Genomic DNA, 19,770 nt, shown 5'->3' with positions numbered 1-19,770 from the left:
GACGAGGGTCAGGCCGCGGAGGCCGACACCACGTCGGTGCGACCTGTCACCGGCAGCGACACCGGCGCGCCGAGCGACTCGACGTGGGCGGCGCGCCGGCTCACGTCGTCGAGGACGACGGACAGCGGCACGTCGAGGGCCACGCAGATCGCGGAGAGGAGCTCGGAGGAGGCCTCCTTGACGCCACGCTCGATCTCGCTGAGGTAGCCGAGCGAGACGGAGGCCGCGGCGGCCACGTCACGCAGGGTGCGGCCCTGCTGCTGTCGCCGCTCGCGCAGCGCCTCACCGAGCTCGTGTCGGAGCAGGATCATCGGGCCTCCCTTCGTCGTGACCGGTGGTCGTTCGCCCTCCACGCTACATCGCGAGGGTGTCCCTTCGTCGAAGACTTCCCCGACCCGGGCTATTCCCCCTGCGGCGCCAGCACGGCCAGCTGCTCGCCGAGGAGGTCGATGACGGCGTCGACGGTGGCGGCCCGCACCTGGGCGCGGTCGCCCGGAAGCGCGAGCCGCCGGCTCGTCACGCCGCCCGGCCACGGTCCGCAGGCCGCGACGAAGACGGTGCCGGCCGGCATACCGTCGGCGGGTCCGGGACCGGCGACACCCGTCGTCGCGAGGCCGACGTCGGCCCCGAGGACGCGAGCGACCCCGAGCGCCATCTGCTCGGCGACGAGCGCGTCGACCGGGCCGGTCTCGCGCAGCCGTTCGGCGTCGACACCAAGCACGGCGGCCTTGACGTCGGTCGCATAGGACACGACTCCCCCTCGCACCGTCCTCGACGACCCGGCGACGGAGGTGAGTGCCGCGCACACGAGGCCCCCCGTGAGGGACTCGGCGCAGGCCACGGTGAGGCCGCGTCCGACGAGGCCGGCCACGAGCGCCTCCGGCGAGCTCACGCCTCGGGCCGCCGGTCGCGGGCGGCCGCGCGAGCCGCCTTCTTGGCCATCGCGCGCGGACTCGTGCGCCGCAGCCGGAAGGCGTCGACGGCGTAGTCGACCCCCGTGACCACCGTGACGACGAGCGCGGCGACGAGCGTCACCCACGCGACGAGGTCGAGCGCACCGCTGAACGGCAGCGAGAACCGCGGGATGACGAAGAAGCCGAGGGCGAGCGCCTGGAGCAGGGTCTTGACCTTGCCCCCGCGTCCGGCGGCCATGACCCCGTGCCGGATCACCCAGAAGCGCATCGCCGTGATGCCCCACTCGCGCACCGTGATGACGAGCGTGATCCACCACGGGATGTCGCCGATCATCGAGAGCCCGACGAGCGCCATCGTCACGAGCGCCTTGTCGGCGATGGGGTCGGCGACCTTGCCGAAGTCGGTGATGAGCCCGCGGCTGCGGGCGATGTCGCCGTCGATCCGGTCGGTGACCATGGCGAACGCGAAGACGGCGAAGGCCCACCATCGCGCTCCCGCCTGGTGCCCGTCGTCCCAGAGAAGCAGCCAGCCGAAGACGGGCACGAGGAGCAGGCGCAGGACGGTGAGCCCGTTGGCGATGTTCCACGCACTGGGCGCCATGCGTGCGACCGGCGACGGCCGCTCGCTCATGTCGCTTCCGCGACGAGGTCGATGCCCTCGGTCCCGACGACCGTGGCGACGATGGTCTCCCCCACGGCGGCGGCCACGCCGACGACGCGGGTCGTCCCGTCGACGTCGGGCCCCTGGTGCTCGCTGCGGCCGACGACGGACGCGCGACTGGAGGCGTCGACACCGTCCCGCTCGACCTCCTCGACGAGGACGCGCACGGTCTCGCCGATGCGGTCCTCGGCGCGCTGGGCGGTGAGCTCCTCGACGAGGTCGGTGATGCGGGCGACGCGCTCGGCGATGGCGTCGGCGTCGACCTTGCCGGCGAGGGTCTCGCCCTCGGTTCCGTCCTCGTCGGAGTAGCCGAAGACGCCGACGACGTCGAGCCGCGCGGCGGTGAGGAACTCGGCGAGCTCGTCGACGTCGTCCTCGGTCTCGCCCGGGAAGCCGACGATGACGTTGCTGCGGATCCCGGCGAGCGGCGAGCGGCGGCGCACGTCGTCGACGAGGCCGAGGAAGCTCTCGGTGCCACCGAAGCGGCGCATCCGGCGCAGCAGCGGCGCGGCCGCGTGCTGGAAGGAGAGGTCGAACCACGGCATGACCTCGGGCACCGCGACCATCGCGTCGAGCAGGCCGGGACGCACTTCGGCGGGCTGGAGGTAGGAGACGCGCACCCGCTCGATGCCGTCGATGCCGGCGAGCTCGGGGAGCATCGCGTCGAGGAGGGCGAGGTCGCCGAGGTCCTTGCCGTAGGACGTCGAGTTCTCGCTCACGAGGAAGAGCTCGCGCACGCCCTGCCCGGCGAGCCAGCGCGCCTCGTCGAGGACGTCGGTGGGACGACGGGAGACGAACGAGCCGCGGAACATCGGGATGGCGCAGAACGCGCAGCGCCGGTCGCAGCCGGACGCGATCTTGAGCGGCGCCCACGGCCCCGTGCCGAGCCGGGTGCGCGGCGCGGCGTGCCCGGGCAGCGCGACGCCGGCCGCGGCGTCCTGGCGGACGGCCGGCGAGAGCGGCAACAGCCTGCGGCGGTCGCTGGGCACGTGGCTCGGGACGCTGCCGCCGTCGAGGATCGTGCGCAGGTGCGTCGACATGTCGGCGTAGGAGTCGAAGCCGAGCACCGCGTCGGCCTCGGGCAGCTCGTCGGCGAGGGTCTGGCCGTAGCGCTCGGCGAGACAGCCGACGGCGACGACCTTCTGCGTGCGCCCGTGCTCCTTGAGCGAGGACGCCTCGAGGAGGCTGTCGATGCTGTCCTTCTTGGCCTGCTCGACGAAGCCGCAGGTGTTGACGACGGCGACGTCGGCGTCCGCGGCGTCCTCGACGAGGGTCCAGCCGCCGGCGGCGAGGCGACCGGCCAGCTCCTCGGAGTCGACGTCGTTGCGGGTGCACCCCAGCGTCACGACGGCCACCGAACGTGAGGTCGTCTCGGGTGCGGGCATGCCGACACTCTAGTTGGGCGCGGACGGACCTCCGCGCGGGTGCCGGACCGCTCGCTGCGGCTCGTCGCACCGGCGCCCGAGCACGTGCCGCGACGCGCCGACGGGTGGATTCCGCCGAAGCCCTGTGCATCCGGTCCCTCACCGTGGATACTTCGGCGCGACTCTTCGTCACACCACCTAATACTCCGAGGGGAACCCACCACCATGTCCGACAAGACCAACCCTGCCTTCGACCGCCGTGCCGCGATCCGCGTGGGTGCGATCGGCGCCGCTGCCACCGCAGCCGTCGCCGCCGCCTCCTCCGCCGAGGCCGCCGCCGGCCAGGCCGTCCTGCAGGGTCGCGTCAACTACCCCGGCGCCACCGATACCTCGATCATCGCCCCCACCGCCGGGATCGCCTTCACCGTCAAGAACACCGGGGCGGGCGCTGCCGGCTACTTCTTCGCCTCCAACGGCAACGGCTTCGCCGGTGGCACCTCTGCCGCGAACAAGTTCGGCCTCTCGACCGCCAACACCTCCACCGTCGCCGGGACCGGTGCCGCGATGGGCGCGGTGGGCGTCAACAACTCGGGCGTCCTGGCCAACACCAAGAACATGGACCGGTTCGCCGTCGAGGCCGTCAACCTCTCCTCCGTCGGCGCGAACGGTGAGGGCGGCGGCCTCTACGCCGAGGGCGGCGAGGCGCCTGCGGTCGTGGGCATCAGCAACCTCGGTGTGCCCGCGGCGATCATGATCGGCGACGAGTTCTACGTCGAGGGCCACGAGCTCGTCATCTCCCTCAGCGGCAACCTCTACTACGGCACCACGTCGATCACCGGCCCCGAGGTCAACGTTCAGCAGACCGTCACCCTCAACGGCTCGGGCTCCGCCACGGTCGCGCTGGTCGGTCCCGGGCTGGAGGACCTCGAGTTCAGCAACGCCGCGCCCGTCGTCTCCCCCAACTCCGGCCCCATGCCCAACCTCTGGGTCCGGGTCGACGGGGACAACCTCGTCATCTCCGGCGGAACGGCCGGTGGCACCGTGAGCTACCGGATCTCGGGCTACCGCACCGACTGGGGCCTCGGCGGCCAGGCGACGAAGGGTGCCCGTTCCCGCGCTGCGCTCGACAGCGCGCGGTCGGCTGCGAAGGCCGCCAAGGAGCGCTCGGGTCGCTGACGTCTAGGTTGGGGCGATGACCTCGACCGCGCAGCGCATCGCCGACCTGCTCGCGAGCCACCCCGTCTGGGACGGTCACAACGACCTCCCCTGGGCCGCTCGCGAGCAGGTCGGCTACGACCTCGACCAGCTCGAACTCGAGACCGGCACCACCAGCACGCACACCGACCTCCCGCGCATGCGCCGCGGCGGCATGGGCGCGCAGTTCTGGTCGGTCTACGTCGACGCCAAGTGGGCCGGCGAGCGGGCCGTCACCGCGACCCTCGAGCAGGTCGACTTCGTCCGCACCCTCACGACCCGGTATGCCGGTGAGCTGGCTCTCGCGGTGAGCGCGGCCGAGGTGCGCGCGGCCCGGGAGTCGGGCCGCATCGCCTCGCTCATGGGGGCCGAGGGCGGCCACAGCATCGACAGCTCGCTCGGCGCGCTGCGGATGCTCCACGCGCTCGGCGTGAGGTACATGACGCTCACCCACAACGACAACGTGCCGTGGGCCGACTCGGCGACCGACCAGACGGTGCTCGGCGGCCTCTCGCCGTTCGGCCACGAGGTCGTGCGCGAGATGAACCGGCTCGGCATGGCCGTCGACCTCTCGCACGTGTCCGCCGACACGATGCGGCACGCCCTCGCCACGACGCAGGCGCCGGTGATGTTCTCGCACTCGTCGGCCCGCGCCGTCTGCGACCACCCGCGCAACGTGCCCGACGACGTCCTCGCCACGCTCGCCGACAACGGCGGCCTCTGCATGGTCACCTTCGTCCCGAAGTTCATCTCCCCCACCGTGCGCGAGTGGGACCTCGAGGCTGCCGACGCGGCCGCTGCCGAGGACGTCCACTGGGCCGACCACACGGCATACAGCGCCTTCCTCGAGCGCCACCGCGAGGCGCACCCGCCGCCGGAGGCGACCATCGACGACGTCGTCGCCCACGTCGAGCACGTCCGTGAGGTCGCCGGCGTCGAGCACATCGGGCTCGGCGGCGACTACGACGGCGTCGGCCGCCTCCCGCGCGGGCTCGAGGACGTCTCGACCTACCCGCGGCTGCTCGAGGCACTGGCCGAGCGCGGCTGGTCCGACGACGACCTCGGCCGGCTCACGTGGGGCAACGCCATGCGCGTGCTCGAGGGCATCGAGGCGACCGCCCGCGACCTTTCGGACCGCGAGCCGAGCATCTCCCGCATCGAGGACCTCGACGGGGAGTCGGCTGCCTGAGCGACGTCGCGTGGCGGGTCAGCGCTGGTTGCGCATCACCGTGAGCGCGACGAGGCGCGAGATGACCATCGCGACGTACATGACGCCGGCGAGCTGCTCGATGATCGCGACGGCGCGCGCCTGCGGGCCGACGGGCAGGACGTCGGAGAGGCCCACGCTCGTGAGGTTGGCGCCGGAGAGGTAGAGCAGCTCGAGGAAGGACCTCTGTGCGCCGTCCGTGTGCCCGACGAAGGAGCCCGGCCAGAGCTCCTGCACACCGAGGAAGAGGTAGGTGAACGCGAAGAGGAGCACCGTGAAGGCTGCGCCCACCGCGAAGAGCTCGTCCTTGGTCACCCAGGCGTCTTCGAACATGTAGGAGACGAGCCCGTATGCCGTGTAGAAGTAGAAGAGCGACAGGGCGGTGTGCGCGAGGGCGACGACGAGGGTGTTGTCGGTCGAGATCGAGGACCAGACCTCGAGGACGCCGGCGGGCAGGCCCAGCCCCACCGACAGCCACGTGAGGGCGGGGGTGCTCCGGACGGTGAAGACGGCGACCGTGAGCGCGCACAGGCTGAGGACCGTGAGCGCGACCCGGCCGTACTCGAGGTCCTGGAGCCACGGCAGCAGGACGATGACGACGAGCTGCACCCCGAGGAGGAAGGCCGACGGCTGCTTGCGGAGCACCGCCCGCCAGCGCTGCGCACGGGTCGGCGGCTCCCGCAGGTCGTCCCAGACACTCGTCTCCATGGGCGTCACTCTAAGCGCCGGACGGTGGGGCGACGCCGACCTAGGATGACGACATGCACCACCCAGCGTGGGTTCTCGCGCCACTCGCCCTCGTCGCCGTGCTCGGGTTCAGTGCCACCACGAAGCTCGGTCGGGGCGAGACCCTGCGCTCCATCATCCGCAACCTCCAGCTGCCCGAGTGGGTGCTCCCCTTGGCCCTCGCGCGGGCGATCCCCGGCATCGAGCTCGTCCTCGCGCTCTTCCTCCTCGCACCGGGTCGGTGGCTCTTCACCGCCGCATCCGTCGCGACGCTCGGGCTCATGCTCGCCTACTGGGCGCTCATCGCCCGGGGCCTCACACTCACTCCGCGGCCGCAGTGCGGGTGCTTCGGGCAGGCCGGCGACCAGAGCATCTCGGGACGCACCCTGGCACGCAACACGCTGCTCGTCGCTGCGGCTGTGGCCACCGTGGCCTTGGCCGCGTCCGGTCGCACCGTCTGGTCGCTGTGGGACGCAGGCGACGCCGGCGACCTCCTGTGGCTCACGCTGGCGGCCTGCGCGTGCCTGCTCACGTGGCTCGTCGTCGCGCGGCGCCAGCCGACGCCTGCAGAACGCTCCACCCCCTCCGTCGAGGGATGGCGGTCATCGCCGACGGAACGCAGGCCTGCCGCCACGGGCGGGAGCGATCTCGGTGACGACCTCGACTACGAGAGGGTGCCCATCCCGACGCTCGTCCTCCACGACCCGACCTCCGGGCCGGCGACCCTGGCCGAGCTGGCGTCGGAACGCGCGCAGCTGCTGGTCTTCGTCAACTGCTACTGCGTCTCCACCCAGGTGGTCGCGTCCAACGTCGCCGCCTGGAGGGCACGGCTCCCCGCCATCGACATCCGCGTGGTCTTCTCGGTCCCCTACGACGCCTCGCGACTCGTCGACCCCGTGGAGGCGCCGCTCCTCGACCACGCGGCGCTCGCCTGGTTCGGGCTCGGGCTCGTGCAGTCACCGGCAGCGGTGCTCTGCGGGGCTGACGGCCTCCTCGCCGCCGGACCCGTCAACGGGCACGACGCCGTGATGGGGCTGCTGGACGACATCGAGGCCGAGCTGGCAGACGCCTCCGCACCGACCGAGGTGTGAGCCGACCGCTGGTGAGGCTCACCGACGACCGGTGAGCTCCCAGGCGTCCTCGCTGTCGTCCTCGTCGTCGTCCCACGACTCGACCTGCGGTCTCCGGTCGAGGTCGGCCCCGACGGCGTCCGTGCCGTAGCGGTCGGTGGGCGGCTGCGGCGCAGCCGCCGACTGTCCCGCGTCGTCGCCCTGGTGGTAGCCGGCACCTGCGTCCTCGGCCTCGTTGTCGAAGGCCTCGTCCGTCTGCGGCACGTCCTCGCCCCGCATGAGCGCGAGCGTCGTCGGCAGGTCGTCGGGGCGCACGAGCACGTCGCGGGCCTTGGAGCCCTCGGAGGGTCCGACGACGCCACGCGACTCGAGCAGGTCCATGAGACGACCGGCCTTGGCGAACCCGACGCGGAGCTTGCGCTGGAGCATCGAGGTGGAGCCGAACTGCGTCGTCACGACGAGCTCGGTCGCCTGCAGCAGTAGGTCGAGGTCGTCGCCGATGTCGTCGTCGATCTGCTTCTTGGCCGCGGCGACGGTGACGTCCTCGCGGTAGGTCGGCTTGAGCTGCCCGGTGACGTGCCCGACGATCTCCTGGATCTCGGACTCGGTGACCCACGCGCCCTGGACGCGCATCGGCTTGCTCGCGCCCATCGGGAGGAAGAGCCCGTCACCCTGGCCGAGCAGCTTCTCGGCGCCCGGCTGGTCGAGCACGACACGACTGTCGGCGAGCGACGACGTCGCGAACGCCATGCGGCTCGGCACGTTGGCCTTGATGAGGCCGGTGACGACATCGACCGACGGGCGCTGCGTCGCGAGGACGAGGTGGATGCCGGCGGCGCGCGCGAGCTGGGTGATGCGGACGATCGACTCCTCGACGTCGCGCGGGGCGACCATCATGAGGTCCGCGAGCTCGTCGACGACGACGAGCAGGTAGGGGTAGGGCTGGATGACCCGCTCGGAGCCGGGCAGCGGCTGAACCTTGCCCGACTTCACCGCCTTGTTGAAGTCGTCGACGTGCTTGTAGCCGTAGTTGGCGAGGTCGTCGTAGCGCGCGTCCATCTCGCGCACGACCCACTGGAGTGCCTCGGCGGCCTTCTTGGGGTTGGTGATGATCGGCGTGATGAGGTGCGGGATCCCCTCGTATGCCGTGAGCTCGACGCGCTTGGGGTCGACGAGCACCATGCGCACCTCGTCGGGCGTCGACCGCATGAGCACCGAGGTGATCATCGAGTTGACGAAGGACGACTTGCCCGAGCCGGTGGCGCCGGCGACGAGGAGGTGCGGCATCTTGGCAAGGTTGGCAATGACGTAGCCGCCCTCGACGTCCTTGCCGACGCCCATGACCATCGGGTGGTGGTTGTCGCGCGCGACCCGGCTGCGCAGGACGTCACCGAGGCAGACCATCTCCTTGTCCGGGTTCGGGATCTCGATGCCGATGGCGGACTTGCCCGGGATCGGGCTGAGGATGCGCACGTCGGCCGAGGCGACGGCATACGCGATGTTCTTGCTGAGCGCGGTGACGCGCTCGACCTTGACGCCGGGACCGAGCTCGACGACGTAGCGGGTGACCGTCGGGCCGCGCGTGAAGCCGGTGACCTGGGCGTCGATGCCGAACTCGTCGAGGACCGTGGTGAGTGACTCGACGACGCGGTCGTTGGCTTCGGAGCGCTCCTTGTGCGGCGCGCCCTGCTTGAGCGCGGCGTTGTCGGGCAGCGTGTAGGTGATGTCGCCGGCGAGGGAGAGCTGCTCGACGCGCTGCGGCAACGGGGTCGTCGGCGGAGCCTCGAGCTTCACCTGCTCCACGGGCGCCTTGGCTGCGGGCGCGAGGACGCCGGGCGCCGTCGGGCGCTTCTCGCCCGGCCGCGGGCCGCCCTCGTCGGTCTCGGCGGGCAGCGCAGTCGCGCGCCTGCCGCGCCGCGGCTTGTCCTTGTCCTCGTAGTCGACGATCGCGGCCTGCTCGTAGGCCTCGTCCCCGACCATGGGCTCGTCACCCTTGGAGCGGGTGCGGCGCGGCTTCTTGACCGGCACCTCCTCGGTCACGTCCTCGTCGGCGTATGCCGGCCGCCCCAACAGCGTGGCCCGCAGCAGCTCCAGCCGGTCCGGGATCTCGTGCACGGGTGTGGCGGTGAGGACGAGCAGCCCGAAGATGCCGATGAGGATGAGGAGCGGGATGGTGCCGTAGATCGAGACGGCGGCCTCGAGCGGGCTCGACGCGAGGAAGCCGATGATGCCGCCGGCCGCGCGCATGCCGTCGGCACCCGCGGGAGGTTCGGGGATGCCGGCCGAGACGTGGACGACTCCGCACGCGGCGAAGGCGAGGAGGGCCGTGCCGATGGCCATGCGGTTGGTCGCGGGGTGCTCACGCGGGGTGCGCCAGAGGTGGAGCCCGAAGAGCAGGAGGACGATGGGGAGGGCGTAGCCGACCCGGCCGAGGGTGCCGGCGACGACGGCGTGCGTCACCTCGCCGACGATGCCGGCGAGGCCCCACCACTCGCGGGCGGCGACGACGACGGCGAGCGCGATGAGGGCGAGCCCGGCGCCGTCGCGGCGGTGCTCCGGCTCGAGGTCCTGACCGACGTGCGAGACCTTGCGGACCGTGCCCCCGGTGACGTGCGCGAGCCCCATCCACGCGCCGCGGACGGCGGCGACGGGCATCGGCGTCGAGCTGCCCTTGGCCGGAACCTTCTTGCGGCTCGTCGTGCGCGCGGGTGCACGGCGGTTCGCGGGGCGCGACGACGCCGTGCGGGAGCGCGCAGGAGTGGTCGAACGGGAGGCCATGCTCGCACCCTAGGCCACTGTCACACCGTTCACACGCAGCACACGCGCACCACCACGGTTGGAGCCGTTTCCCGCCGTCCCCGGAAAACGTGTCCCGAGCAAGGGAACAGTTCCCTTGCTCGGGGCAGGTTTCCCGCCGTCCCCGGAAAAGGGTCCCGGCGAGGCGAGGCGGCTACGCCTCGATGACGACGGGCGGGCCCACGGAGCCGGCGAGGCGGCTACGCCTCGATGACGACGGGGATGATCATCGGGCGGCGGCGGATCTTGCGACCCACCCAGCCGCCGACGGTCCGCCGCATGACCTGCTCGAGCTGGTAGGTGTCGCTCACTCCTTGGGCGGTCGCGTCGTCGAGAGCCTTGGTGAGCTGTGGCATGACGTCGTCGAACACGACGTCGTCCTCGACGAACCCACGTGCCGTGATCTCCGGCCCGGCGACGATCTTGCCGGTCGACGCGTCCATGACGACGATGACCGACACGAACCCCTCGTCGCGCAGGATCCGGCGGTCCTTGAGCAGCGTCTCGTCGGCCTCGCCCACGGACGAGCCGTCGACGTAGACGTAGCCGCACTCGACCGCTCCGGCGACCTTGACCTTGCCGTTCACGAGGTCGACGACGACACCGTCCTCGACGACGACGACGCCCTTGGGGTGGACGCCGGTCGCGAGCGCGAGGTCGGCGTTGGCCCGCAGGTGCCGCCACTCGCCGTGCACGGGCATGACGTTGCGCGGCTTGACGATGTTGTAGCAGTAGAGGAGCTCGCCGGCGCTGGCGTGGCCGGAGACGTGCACCCGGGCGTTGCCCTTGTGGACGACGTCGGCACCGAGGCGCATGAGCCCGTTGATGACGCGGTAGACGGCGTTCTCGTTGCCGGGGATGAGCGAGGACGCGAGGAGGACGGTGTCGCCCTCCCCCACCTCGATCTGGTGGTCGCGGTTGGCCATGCGCGAGAGCGCGGCCATCGGCTCGCCCTGCGACCCGGTGCAGATGAGCGTCACCTTGTCGTCGGGCAGGTCGCCGAGCTTCTTGAAGTCGACGAGGATGTTGTCGGGCACGTGGAGGTAGCCGAGCTCGGCGGCGATCCCCATGTTGCGGACCATCGACCGGCCGACCATGGCGACCTTCCGCCCCGACTTCTCGGCGGCGTTGAGCACCTGCTGGACACGGTGCACGTGCGAGGAGAAGCAGGCGACGATGATCCGGCGCTGCGCGTGCCGGAAGACCCGGTCGATCGCCGGCGCGATGTCCTTCTCCGGCGTCGTGAAGCCCGGGACCTCGGCGTTGGTGGAGTCGGTGAGGAAGAGGTCGACCCCCTCCTCGCCGAGACGGGCGAAGGCGCGCAGGTCGGTGAGCCTGCCGTCGAGCGGCAGCTGGTCCATCTTGAAGTCGCCGGTGTGGAGCAGGGTGCCGCCGGAGGTGCGCACGAAGACCGCGAGCGCGTCCGGGATCGAGTGGTTGACGGCGACGAACTCGCAGTCGAAGACGCCGAGGTTCTCGCGGTCGCCCTCCTTGACGGAGAGCGTGTACGGCTTGATCCGGTGCTCCTTGAGCTTGGCCTCGATGAGGGCCAGCGTCAGCTGGGAGCCGATGAGCGGGATGTCCGGCTTGAGGCGAAGGAGGAACGGCACCGCGCCGATGTGGTCCTCGTGCCCGTGGGTGAGGACGATCGCCTGGACGTCGTCGAGCCGGTCCTTGATGTAGCTGAAGTCGGGGAGGATGAGGTCGATGCCCGGGTGGTGGTCGTCGGGGAAGAGCACGCCGCAGTCGATGACGAGCAGCTGGCCCTTGTGCTCGATGACCGCCATGTTGCGGCCGACCTCACCGAGCCCGCCGAGTGCGACGACGCGGACGCCGCCCTCCTTGAGCGGACCGGGCAGCGACAGCTCGGGGTGCGGATGGCTCACGCGAGACCCGACCCGGCCAGGCCCTTGCGGAGGATGTCGAGGTGCTCCGGTGGTGACTCCACGAGCGGGAGCCGGACGAACGCCGACTCGATCACCCCGAGCTCGACGAGCGCGGCCTTGGCCATGATCGCGCCCTGCGACGTCGTCATGATGGCGTCGACGACCGGGATGAGACGCTCGTGGATCTCACGCGCCCCAGCGAGGTCGCCCGCGTCCACGGCGGCGACCATCGCGGCGTACTCCTTGCCGGCCACGTGGCCGACGACGGAGACGCAGCCCACCGCGCCCTGGGCGAGGTGGGCGAGGGTGAGGACGTCGTCGCCGCTGAACCACAGCAGGTCCGTCGCGGCCATGACGTGGGTCGACGCCCACAGGTCGGCCTTGGCGTCCTTGACGGCGGCGATGCGCGGGTGGCTCGCGAGCTCGACGAGGGTCGCGGTGTCGAACGGCGTCCCCGTCCGCCCCGGGATGTCGTAGAGCATGATCGGCAGCTCGGTGGAGTCCGCCACCGCACGGCAGTGCGCGAGGAGCCCGGCCTGGGTGGGCTTGTTGTAGTAGGGCGAGACGAGGAGCAGGGCGTCGGCGCCGGCCTCGGCGGCGCGCTCGGCCATGAGGATGGAGTGGGCGGTGTCGTTGGACCCGACACCGGCGGTGATCGCGGCGCGGTCGCCCGCGGCCTCCTTGGCCAGCCGCACCGCGGCGATGCTCTCGTCGTCGGTGAGGGTGGCCGACTCCCCCGTCGTGCCGTTGACGACGATGCCGTCGTGCCCGTTCGCGAGCAGGTGCTCGACGACCGCCCGCAGCCCCGTCTCGTCCAGTGATCCGTCGGGGTGCATGGGCGTGACCATGGCCGTGATGACCCGGCCGAAGGGGTTCGTCGTCATGCCCCTCAGGGTAGTGGGTGCCCGGGGCGAGGCCTCCCCGGTGCGGTCGGTGCCCGCGGCTACGCTCTCGCCATGCGCCAGTACCTCGACCTCCTCGACCGCATCCTCGACGAGGGGGTCGAGAAGTCCGACCGGACCGGCACCGGCACGCTCTCGGTCTTCGGCCACCAGATGCGCTTCGACCTCGCCGACGGGTTCCCCGTCGTCACGACCAAGAAGCTGCACCTCCGCTCGATCATCGGCGAGCTGCTGTGGTTCCTGCGGGGCGACACCAACGTGCGCTGGCTCCAGGAGCGCGGCATCTCGATCTGGGACGAGTGGGCCGACGAGCAGGGTGACCTCGGCCCGGTCTACGGCCACCAGTGGCGCTCGTGGCCGACCCCCGACGGACGCCAGGTCGACCAGGTCGCCAAGGTCGTCGAGTCGATCCGCACCAACCCCGACAGCCGCCGCCACATCGTCAGCGCGTGGAACGTCGCCGACGTCGACGACATGGCGCTGCCGCCCTGCCACGCGCTCTTCCAGTTCTACGTGAGCAACGGGCGGCTCTCGTGCCAGCTCTACCAGCGCTCGGCCGACGTCTTCCTCGGTGTGCCCTTCAACATCGCCTCCTACGCCCTGCTCACGATGATGGTCGCCCAGCTCACCGACCTCGAGCCCGGCGAGTTCGTCCACACCCTCGGCGACGCACACCTCTACTCCAACCACCTCGAGCAGGCCCGCCTCCAGCTCACCCGCGAGCCGCGCCCGCTGCCGACGATGCACATCACACCCAGGGCCGCGATCGACGACTACGACCTCGGTGACTTCGAGCTCGTCGGCTACGACCCCCACCCTGCGATCAAGGCACCCATCGCGGTCTGACCTCCCCGCCCGTATGCCGGCCCCCGCGGCGCGTGGTGCCCGCACCACGCCTCGTGAGGCGCGGCTACCTCGCGAGGCGCGGCGACCTCGCGGGGTGCGCGGCCGGCATACCGTGACGTCGTGGGCGCCACGGTCCTAGGGTGAGGCGCATGACCCAGGTGACGCTCATCGCGGCGGTCGGGCGCAACGGCGTCATCGGCGCCGACAACGACATGCCGTGGCACCTGCCCGAGGACTTCGCGTTCTTCAAGCGGACGACGATGGGCCATGCGATGGTCATGGGGCGCAAGACCTTCGACTCGATCGGGAGGGTCCTACCGGGGCGACGCACGATCGTCATCACGCGGCAGGCCGACTGGCACCACCCCGACGTCGAGACCGTGCACTCGCTCGACGACGCCCTCGGGCTCGCGGGCCCGGTCGGCGAGGTCTTCGTCGCCGGCGGCGGCGAGATCTATGCCCAGGCGATGCCGTTCGCCCAGCGGCTGCTCATCACCGAGGTCGACCAGGAGCCGGAGGGTGACGTGCGCTTCCCCGACATCGACGAAGGAGTGTGGCGCGAGACCGAGCGCGAGCAGCGCGACGGCTTCGCGTGGGTCACCTACGAGCGCCGCTGACGCCTCCTCATTGCGTCCGCAACTGTGGTGGGTATGCCGTCACCTCGCCGGACGTCGCGGCTCACCTCGGCGTTGCGTCCGCAACTGTGGTCGGTATGCCGGCACCGTGCCGGACGTCAGTGCGTGCGTGGGTCGACCGGTCCGGTCGAGGTGAACCGCTCGCGGTGGATGTGGTCGGCGCCGACACCCTCTCCTCGGAGCCACGCCTCGACGTCGGCGATGAGTCCCTCGGGGCCGCACAGCCACCAGTCGTCGACCCCCTCGAGCCCCCCGTCGTCACGGAGCACGTCGCGGATGACGAGCGGGTCGATCCGGCCGTGACGGACGCCGGGCACCCGCTCCCGGCTGAGGACGTGCTCGACGCGCAGCCGCCCGCCGGACGCCTCGGCCAGCTCCTCGAGCTCGTGGCCGAGGACCGTCGACTCCCGCGTCCGGTTGGCGACGACGAGGTCGACGGTCGAGCCGGGGTCCTGCTCGAGCGCGGCGGCGGCGATCGCGAGGACGGGCGTGATGCCCGACCCGCCGACGACGCCGACGTGGTGGCGCGGACCGGCGACGTCGTCGAGGACGAACTCGCCGAGCGGCGGCAGGACGCCCATGACCTCGCCGACCCCGACCTCGTTCGCCAGCCACGGCGACATGCGCCCGCCCTGCACGGCCGCGGCGGCGACCCGGATGACGCCCTCGCGCCGGGCGCGGCTCGGGGGCACCCAGATCGAGTAGGACTGGCGCACGTCCTCGTCGCCGACGAGCGCCCGCAGCGTGACGTACTGCCCCGCCCGGTAGTCGAGGAACGCGGGCATCTCGCTCACGTCGAAGCCGATCGAGACCGCGTGCTCGGCGACCGGTTCGACCTCCGCCACGGCGAGCGGGCGGAAGACGGGGTGCGGCTTGGCGGGACGGCGGAGCAGGGACACGCCCTCCATCCTCACAAATGCCCCGCCGTTAGGCTCGACCGCGTGGCGATCACCTCATCCACCTCAGACCGGGTCACCCTCCTCACGATCGACCGACCGGAACGGCGCAACGCCCTGGGCCACGAGGCCCTCGACGAGCTCGACGCCGCCCTCGAGGCCGCGCTCGTGAAGTCGCGGGCCCTCGTCCTCACCGGTGCCGGCGGTCACTTCTGCGCCGGGGCCGATCTCACCGAGCTCGAGGACGTGGCCTTCACCGACCGGCTCGCCGAGGTGCTCACCCGGCTGTCGCAGGCGCCGATCACGACCGTCGCCGCGATTTCCGGCTCGTGCATGGGTCTCGGCATGCAGCTGGCGGTGGCCTGCGACCTGCGCGTCGTCGCCGACGACGCCGCCTTCGCCCTCCCCGTCGCGCGGCTGGGACTCATGGTCAACCACTGGACGCTCGAGCGGACGACGCGCTTCTGGGGCGAGGGCGCCGCGCGGCACATGGTGCTCACCGGTGCCGTCCTCACCGCCGACGACGCGTGGCGGCTCGGCTTCACGCAGGTGCGCGGCGGCCTCGACGGGGCCCTCGAGCTGGCCCGCCGCGCGACCGACCTGGCGCCGCTGACCCAGGCCGGGTCCAAGCTCGGCTTCGACGCCCACGGCGCCGACTCCGCCGGTGTTGCCCGCTACGAGGCCGCCTTCGCCACCGCGTGGTCGAGCGACGACCTCACGGAGGGACGCTCCGCCTTCCGCGAGCGTCGCGCACCGGAGTTCCAGGGCTCATGAGCCACGACCACTCCCACGAGCCCGGCCCGGTCGCCGACGCGAGCGTGCGCATCGCCAAGCCGACCGACGCACCCGCCGTCGGCGTCGTCCAGGCCGCTGTCTGGACCCAGGCGTATGCCGGCCGCGTCCCCGACGAGGTCGTCGCCCTCTTCGAGCCGCCCGCCTTCGCGAAGGCGTGGCGCCAGTCCCTCGAGAACCCGCCGGAGGGTGTGCACCGGCTGCTCGTGGCGCGGGCGGGTGAGCAGGTCGTAGGGTTCGCCGCGGTCGGGCCCAGCCAGGACGCGGACGCCGGACCGGCCCGTGGCGAGGTGACGGCGATCGGCGTCCACCCGGGCGCCCGACGTCTGGGCCACGGCTCGCGCCTGCTCAACGCGTGCGTCGACACCCTGCGCGGTGCCGGCGCCGACGACGTCGCGATCTGGGTGCTCGCGGACGACGAGGCCACGCGCGCCTTCCTCACCGCCTCCGGGCTCGGCCCCGACGGTGCCTACCGCGACCGCGTCGTCGCGCCCGACGGTGCGACCCTGCGGGAGGTGCGCCTCGTCGCGTCGCTCGCGACGGACGAGCCCGGGTGACCTCGGCGGCGCCCACGTCGCACGACGACGGCGAGCACCCGGCATACGCGGCACTGACGGCGGGTGACCGCAGGGCGGTGCTGCGCCAGTCGCTCTCGGTCGGCATCGCCACGGGCGCCTACGGCATCAGCTTCGGCGCGCTGGGTGTCGCCTCCGGTCTCACGACCCTCCAGACGGTCGCGCTGTCGCTGCTCCTCTTCAGCGGGGGCTCGCAGTTCGCCCTCGTCGGCATCCTCGGTGCCGGGGGTGCCGGCTCCGCGGCGGTCGCGACGTCGACCCTCCTCGGGGTACGCAACGGGCTCTATGCGCTGCAGACCTCGCGGATCCTCGACCTCGGCGGCCTGCGCCGGCTCGCGGCCGCGCAGATCACCATCGACGAGTCGACGGCCGTCGCCGTGGGCCAGGAGAAGCGGCGTGCCGGCCGGCTCGGGTTCTGGGTCACCGGCGTCACCGTCTTCGTCTTCTGGAACCTCATGACCCTCGCCGGCGCGGTCGTCGGCAACGCCCTCGGCGACCCGCAGCGCTGGGGGCTCGACGCGGCGGCGGCCGCGGCGTTCACCGCCCTGCTCTGGCCGCGCCTGCACAACCGCGACGCCGCGGCGACCATGGCGCTCGCCGTCGCGATCGCCCTGCTCGCCTCCCCGGTGCTGCCGGTCGGCGTGCCGGTCATCCTCACCGTCCTCGCGGCGGTCGTCGTCGGCCTCGCCGCCCACGGCCGGCACGAGCGGGTCGACCCGGAGGTCGAGTCGTGAGCGCCTGGACCGTCGTGCTGCTCGCGTCGGGGCTGTCCTTCGCGACGAAGCTCGCCGGCTACCTCGTGCCCGAGTCGTGGGTCGACGGCCCCCGGCGCAGTCGCGTGCTCACGCTGCTGCCGGTGGCGCTGCTCGCCGGGCTCGTCGCGATCCAGACCTTCGGCGGCGACGGTGGCTCGCTGCACGTCGACGCGCGGCTGGCGGCGGTCGCTGCCGCTGTCGTGCTCCTCGTGCTGCGCGCGAACTTCCTCGTCGTCGTCGTGGGCGCGGCGGCCGTGGCCGCGGGCCTGCGCTCGCTCGGCTGGGGCTAGGCCCTAGATCCCGAGGTAGTGCTCGAGCCCGACCGTGAGGCCCGGGTGCTCCCCGACGCGGCGCACGGCGGCGACGACGCCGGGCATGAACGAGACGCGGTCGAACGAGTCGTGCCGGATCGTCAGCATCTCGCCGGTCTGCCCGAAGAGCACCTCCTGGTGTGCGACGAGCCCGCGCAGTCGCACCGAGTGCACGGGTATGCCGTGTGCCCGCGCCCCGCGCGCACCGTCGGGGTCGCTCGTCGTCGCGTCGGGGACGTCGGTGAGACCGGCGGCCTCGCGTGCGGCGCCGATGAGCTCGGCGGTGCGGGCTGCCGTGCCAGAGGGTGCGTCGACCTTGTCCGGGTGGTGCAGCTCGATGACCTCGGCCGACTCGTAGAACTCGGCGGCCTTGGCGGCGAACGCCATCATGAGCACGGCGCCGATGGCGAAGTTCGGGGCGATGAGCACGCCGACGCCGGGGTGGTCCGCGAGCTGCCCGCGCAGGGCGTCGAGCCGGTCGGCGCTCCACCCGGTCGTCCCGACGACGACGTGGACGCCCTGCTCGACGCAGTGCGCGACGTTGGCGGGTGAGGCGTCGGGCACCGAAAACTCGACGACGACGTCGGCGCCGGCGAGGTCGCCGAGGTCGTCGTCGACGTCGAACCGCCCGACGAGCTCGAGCCCGTCGGCGCCCTCGACGGCCCGGCACACCTCCGATCCCATGCGTCCGGAGGCTCCGATGACCGAGACCGAGGTGACACTCACGCCCCGAACTCTAGCCATGCCCGCGAGTCGTTCACCTGTTGTTCACCTTCGGGGTACCATGGGGTGAACAGCAGGTGAACGGACGCACGCTCGACGTCCTTCCCGTTCACCTTCCGCAGGTCCACCAAGGAGCCCACGATGAAGAAGGTCGCCACGACCGCCACGGGTCCGGCCTGCCTGACGATGCGTTGGGTGCCGGTGACCACGAAGGACGGCCGCGCCCGCATGGAGATGCGCTGGAGCGCGCCGGCCGCTGTGCCCCGCCTCCGCACCACCGCCTGACCGGCCTCATCGACGGCCGCTGCCGTCGGTTGGTCCACGCACTGCCCTCGCCGGCCATCCGGCGGGGGCAGTGGCCTGTGGACAACGTCGGGAGCCTGCCGGCCGACATCGGCAGACTGGCTCCACCGGGGTGCCCGACTCCGGAGACCAGGGGGTAGGTCCAGTGAGCGCGTCGCCATCCATCCACGTCAGGGCGGGTGCTGCCACGCGCACTCGACCGACACGACGGGCGCGGCACGTCGCCCTCACCGTCGGCCTCGCTGCGCTCCTCGTCCTGGTGTCGGGGTGTGGAGCCCTCCGATCTCCCGGCTCCACAGCGACGCCGACCACCGAGGTGCCTCTCACCCAGGTGCAGGCCGTCGCCGCGATGAAGGACTACGACGCGCGGCACAACAGCGCCTCGCAGGCGGCCGGCCGCGCCTTCGACCCTGTGCCATGGTCAAAGGCCGATACAGGGATGCTCTACGCCCGGCGGCGCCTCGACACCGCAGTGCGCAAGGTGGAGGACGACCGGCGACCCTTCACGGTCGCGCACTCAGTTCGGTCGGTCTACACGCCGGCGGTCGATGGACAGACGCAGCACGCGGTCCTCGACCTCGACCGGGTCAGCGGCGGTCGCACCACGCACGTGCTCGGGGTGCTGTCCCGCGACGACGAGTCGTCGCCCTGGCTCATGACCGCCCTCGTGCGCTACACGCTGGCCGACCTGCCGAAGCCCTTGGCGCGCGGCAGGGAGGCCAGCCTCTCGACGTCGGAGCGGACCACGGTCCTCGACCGCGTCACCGAGCTCGCGACGCAGCTCACTGCAGGAAAGGGACCACTGGTCAGGGGCGAGTTGGCGAACCTCAGCGGTGAGTTCGTCTCGTGGACCGGCAAGCGACCACGCTTTTCCCTCTGGTCGACCGAGAGCGACCAGTTCGGCCCCAGGGGGTCCCTGCAGGCGGTGAAGGTGTCGGACGGAGGCACGCTCGTGATCGCCAGTCTGGTGGCCGACACCGTGCACGAGGCTCAACGTGGCGAGTCGTTCGACACGACGCGACTCGACAACAGCTATCTCGAGGCCACCGGCCAGCAGGGACGTGGCCTGCCACAGCTCCGTATCCGCAACGGCGTCACTGCAGCCCTCCTGCTGGACGCCACAGGCGGAGTGCGGCTCCTCGCCGCGGACTCGGCCGGGCTGCCGCTGAGGTGAGTGTGCGGGACCAGCGGGCAGGCCGTCTTTGCCGAAAGTC

General features: G+C 72.0%; 21 protein-coding genes. 10 read left to right on the top strand and 11 right to left on the bottom strand.

The features are described from left to right. Positions 1-8: 8 nt before the first annotated feature. The 4 genes from N798_RS15455 to rimO form a co-directional block, all read right to left on the bottom strand. Entirely contained in the window at positions 9-311 is a 303-nt protein-coding gene (locus N798_RS15455) for a helix-turn-helix domain-containing protein (RefSeq protein WP_035950173.1), read from the bottom strand. A gap of 89 nt (positions 312-400) precedes the next feature. Further along, a complete protein-coding gene (locus N798_RS18505) occupies positions 401-892 on the bottom strand; it encodes a CinA family protein (RefSeq protein WP_035950170.1) in 492 nt (163 codons plus the stop codon). After that, positions 889-1,545: a CDP-diacylglycerol--glycerol-3-phosphate 3-phosphatidyltransferase gene (pgsA, locus tag N798_RS15445; protein WP_035950167.1), complete on the bottom strand. Its 657-nt coding sequence runs from the start codon at positions 1,543-1,545 to the stop codon at positions 889-891. Before pgsA ends, N798_RS18505 begins: the two co-directional genes overlap by 4 nt. Continuing rightward, positions 1,542-2,960 (bottom strand): 30S ribosomal protein S12 methylthiotransferase RimO, encoded by a 1,419-nt coding sequence (gene rimO / locus N798_RS15440; RefSeq protein ID WP_035950164.1) that lies wholly within the window; start codon positions 2,958-2,960, stop codon positions 1,542-1,544. The genes pgsA and rimO overlap by 4 nt, the downstream gene beginning before the upstream one ends. Positions 2,961-3,164: 204 nt before the next feature. On the opposite strand from rimO, the gene N798_RS15435 reads away from it, so the two are divergent. Continuing rightward, positions 3,165-4,115, top strand: a complete 951-nt coding sequence (locus N798_RS15435; RefSeq protein ID WP_035950159.1) for a hypothetical protein — start codon at positions 3,165-3,167, stop codon at positions 4,113-4,115. A 16-nt stretch (positions 4,116-4,131) separates the two neighbouring features. Beyond that, a complete protein-coding gene (locus N798_RS15430) occupies positions 4,132-5,322 on the top strand; it encodes a dipeptidase (protein WP_035950156.1) in 1,191 nt (396 codons plus the stop codon). Positions 5,323-5,340: 18 nt separating this feature from the next. Here N798_RS15430 and N798_RS15425 read toward each other — a convergent pair whose 3' ends face one another. Beyond that, positions 5,341-6,048, bottom strand: coding sequence for an ion channel (locus N798_RS15425; RefSeq protein WP_052117437.1), 708 nt, complete (start codon positions 6,046-6,048; stop codon positions 5,341-5,343). Between the two features lie 53 nt (positions 6,049-6,101). On the opposite strand from N798_RS15425, the gene N798_RS15420 reads away from it, so the two are divergent. Beyond that, on the top strand, positions 6,102-7,157 hold the full coding sequence (locus N798_RS15420; protein WP_035950153.1) for a MauE/DoxX family redox-associated membrane protein: 1,056 nt from the start codon (positions 6,102-6,104) through the stop codon (positions 7,155-7,157). Between the two features lie 18 nt (positions 7,158-7,175). On the opposite strand, the gene N798_RS15415 is transcribed toward N798_RS15420, so the two are convergent. The 3 genes from N798_RS15415 to dapA all read right to left on the bottom strand — a co-directional run bounded on the left by N798_RS15415 (position 7,176) and on the right by dapA (position 12,702). After that, complete coding sequence (locus tag N798_RS15415; RefSeq protein WP_084100836.1) at positions 7,176-9,914, bottom strand: FtsK/SpoIIIE family DNA translocase; 2,739 nt, start codon at positions 9,912-9,914, stop codon at positions 7,176-7,178. 218 nt (positions 9,915-10,132) lie between these two features. Continuing rightward, positions 10,133-11,818 (bottom strand): ribonuclease J, encoded by a 1,686-nt coding sequence (locus N798_RS15410; protein ID WP_035950150.1) that lies wholly within the window; start codon positions 11,816-11,818, stop codon positions 10,133-10,135. Beyond that, the gene (gene dapA / locus N798_RS15405; RefSeq protein WP_035950147.1) at positions 11,815-12,702 is read right to left on the bottom strand and encodes a 4-hydroxy-tetrahydrodipicolinate synthase; all 888 of its coding nucleotides are present in this window, start codon (positions 12,700-12,702) and stop codon (positions 11,815-11,817) included. The genes N798_RS15410 and dapA overlap by 4 nt, the downstream gene beginning before the upstream one ends. 72 nt (positions 12,703-12,774) lie before the next feature. Here dapA and N798_RS15400 point away from each other — a divergent pair, with 72 nt between their 5' ends. Together N798_RS15400 and N798_RS15395 are read left to right on the top strand one after the other, a co-directional pair. Next, complete coding sequence (locus tag N798_RS15400; protein WP_035950145.1) at positions 12,775-13,566, top strand: thymidylate synthase; 792 nt, start codon at positions 12,775-12,777, stop codon at positions 13,564-13,566. A 149-nt stretch (positions 13,567-13,715) separates the two neighbouring features. Beyond that, the gene (locus tag N798_RS15395) at positions 13,716-14,183 is read left to right on the top strand and encodes a dihydrofolate reductase (protein ID WP_035950142.1); all 468 of its coding nucleotides are present in this window, start codon (positions 13,716-13,718) and stop codon (positions 14,181-14,183) included. 116 nt (positions 14,184-14,299) lie between these two features. On the opposite strand, the gene N798_RS15390 is transcribed toward N798_RS15395, so the two are convergent. Further along, positions 14,300-15,109 (bottom strand): FAD-binding oxidoreductase, encoded by an 810-nt coding sequence (locus N798_RS15390; RefSeq protein ID WP_035950139.1) that lies wholly within the window; start codon positions 15,107-15,109, stop codon positions 14,300-14,302. Between the two features lie 33 nt (positions 15,110-15,142). On the opposite strand from N798_RS15390, the gene N798_RS15385 reads away from it, so the two are divergent. The 4 genes from N798_RS15385 to N798_RS18235 are packed head-to-tail and all read left to right on the top strand — an operon-like array spanning position 15,143 to position 17,509. Then, positions 15,143-15,871, top strand: a complete 729-nt coding sequence (locus N798_RS15385) for an enoyl-CoA hydratase-related protein (RefSeq protein WP_035950137.1) — start codon at positions 15,143-15,145, stop codon at positions 15,869-15,871. Next, on the top strand, positions 15,868-16,446 hold the full coding sequence (locus N798_RS15380) for a GNAT family N-acetyltransferase (RefSeq protein ID WP_035950134.1): 579 nt from the start codon (positions 15,868-15,870) through the stop codon (positions 16,444-16,446). Before N798_RS15385 ends, N798_RS15380 begins: the two co-directional genes overlap by 4 nt. Beyond that, positions 16,443-17,198, top strand: coding sequence for an AzlC family ABC transporter permease (locus N798_RS15375; RefSeq protein WP_156971766.1), 756 nt, complete (start codon positions 16,443-16,445; stop codon positions 17,196-17,198). The genes N798_RS15380 and N798_RS15375 overlap by 4 nt, the downstream gene beginning before the upstream one ends. Then, complete coding sequence (locus N798_RS18235) at positions 17,195-17,509, top strand: AzlD domain-containing protein (RefSeq protein WP_035950130.1); 315 nt, start codon at positions 17,195-17,197, stop codon at positions 17,507-17,509. Before N798_RS15375 ends, N798_RS18235 begins: the two co-directional genes overlap by 4 nt. 3 nt (positions 17,510-17,512) lie before the next feature. On the opposite strand, the gene dapB is transcribed toward N798_RS18235, so the two are convergent. Both dapB and N798_RS18230 read right to left on the bottom strand, forming a co-directional pair. Continuing rightward, a complete protein-coding gene (dapB, locus tag N798_RS15365) occupies positions 17,513-18,274 on the bottom strand; it encodes a 4-hydroxy-tetrahydrodipicolinate reductase (RefSeq protein WP_035950127.1) in 762 nt (253 codons plus the stop codon). Beyond that, positions 18,253-18,576 (bottom strand): hypothetical protein, encoded by a 324-nt coding sequence (locus N798_RS18230; protein WP_035950125.1) that lies wholly within the window; start codon positions 18,574-18,576, stop codon positions 18,253-18,255. The genes dapB and N798_RS18230 overlap by 22 nt, the downstream gene beginning before the upstream one ends. 296 nt (positions 18,577-18,872) lie before the next feature. Between N798_RS18230 and N798_RS15355 the strand changes: the two genes are divergently transcribed. Further along, complete coding sequence (locus N798_RS15355; RefSeq protein ID WP_035950122.1) at positions 18,873-19,730, top strand: hypothetical protein; 858 nt, start codon at positions 18,873-18,875, stop codon at positions 19,728-19,730. Positions 19,731-19,770: the final 40 nt, after the last annotated feature.

This window comes from Knoellia flava TL1, from assembly GCF_000768675.1.
Lineage (GTDB): Bacteria > Actinomycetota > Actinomycetes > Actinomycetales > Dermatophilaceae > Knoellia > Knoellia flava.
This window is presented reverse-complemented; position numbering and strand designations above follow the sequence as displayed.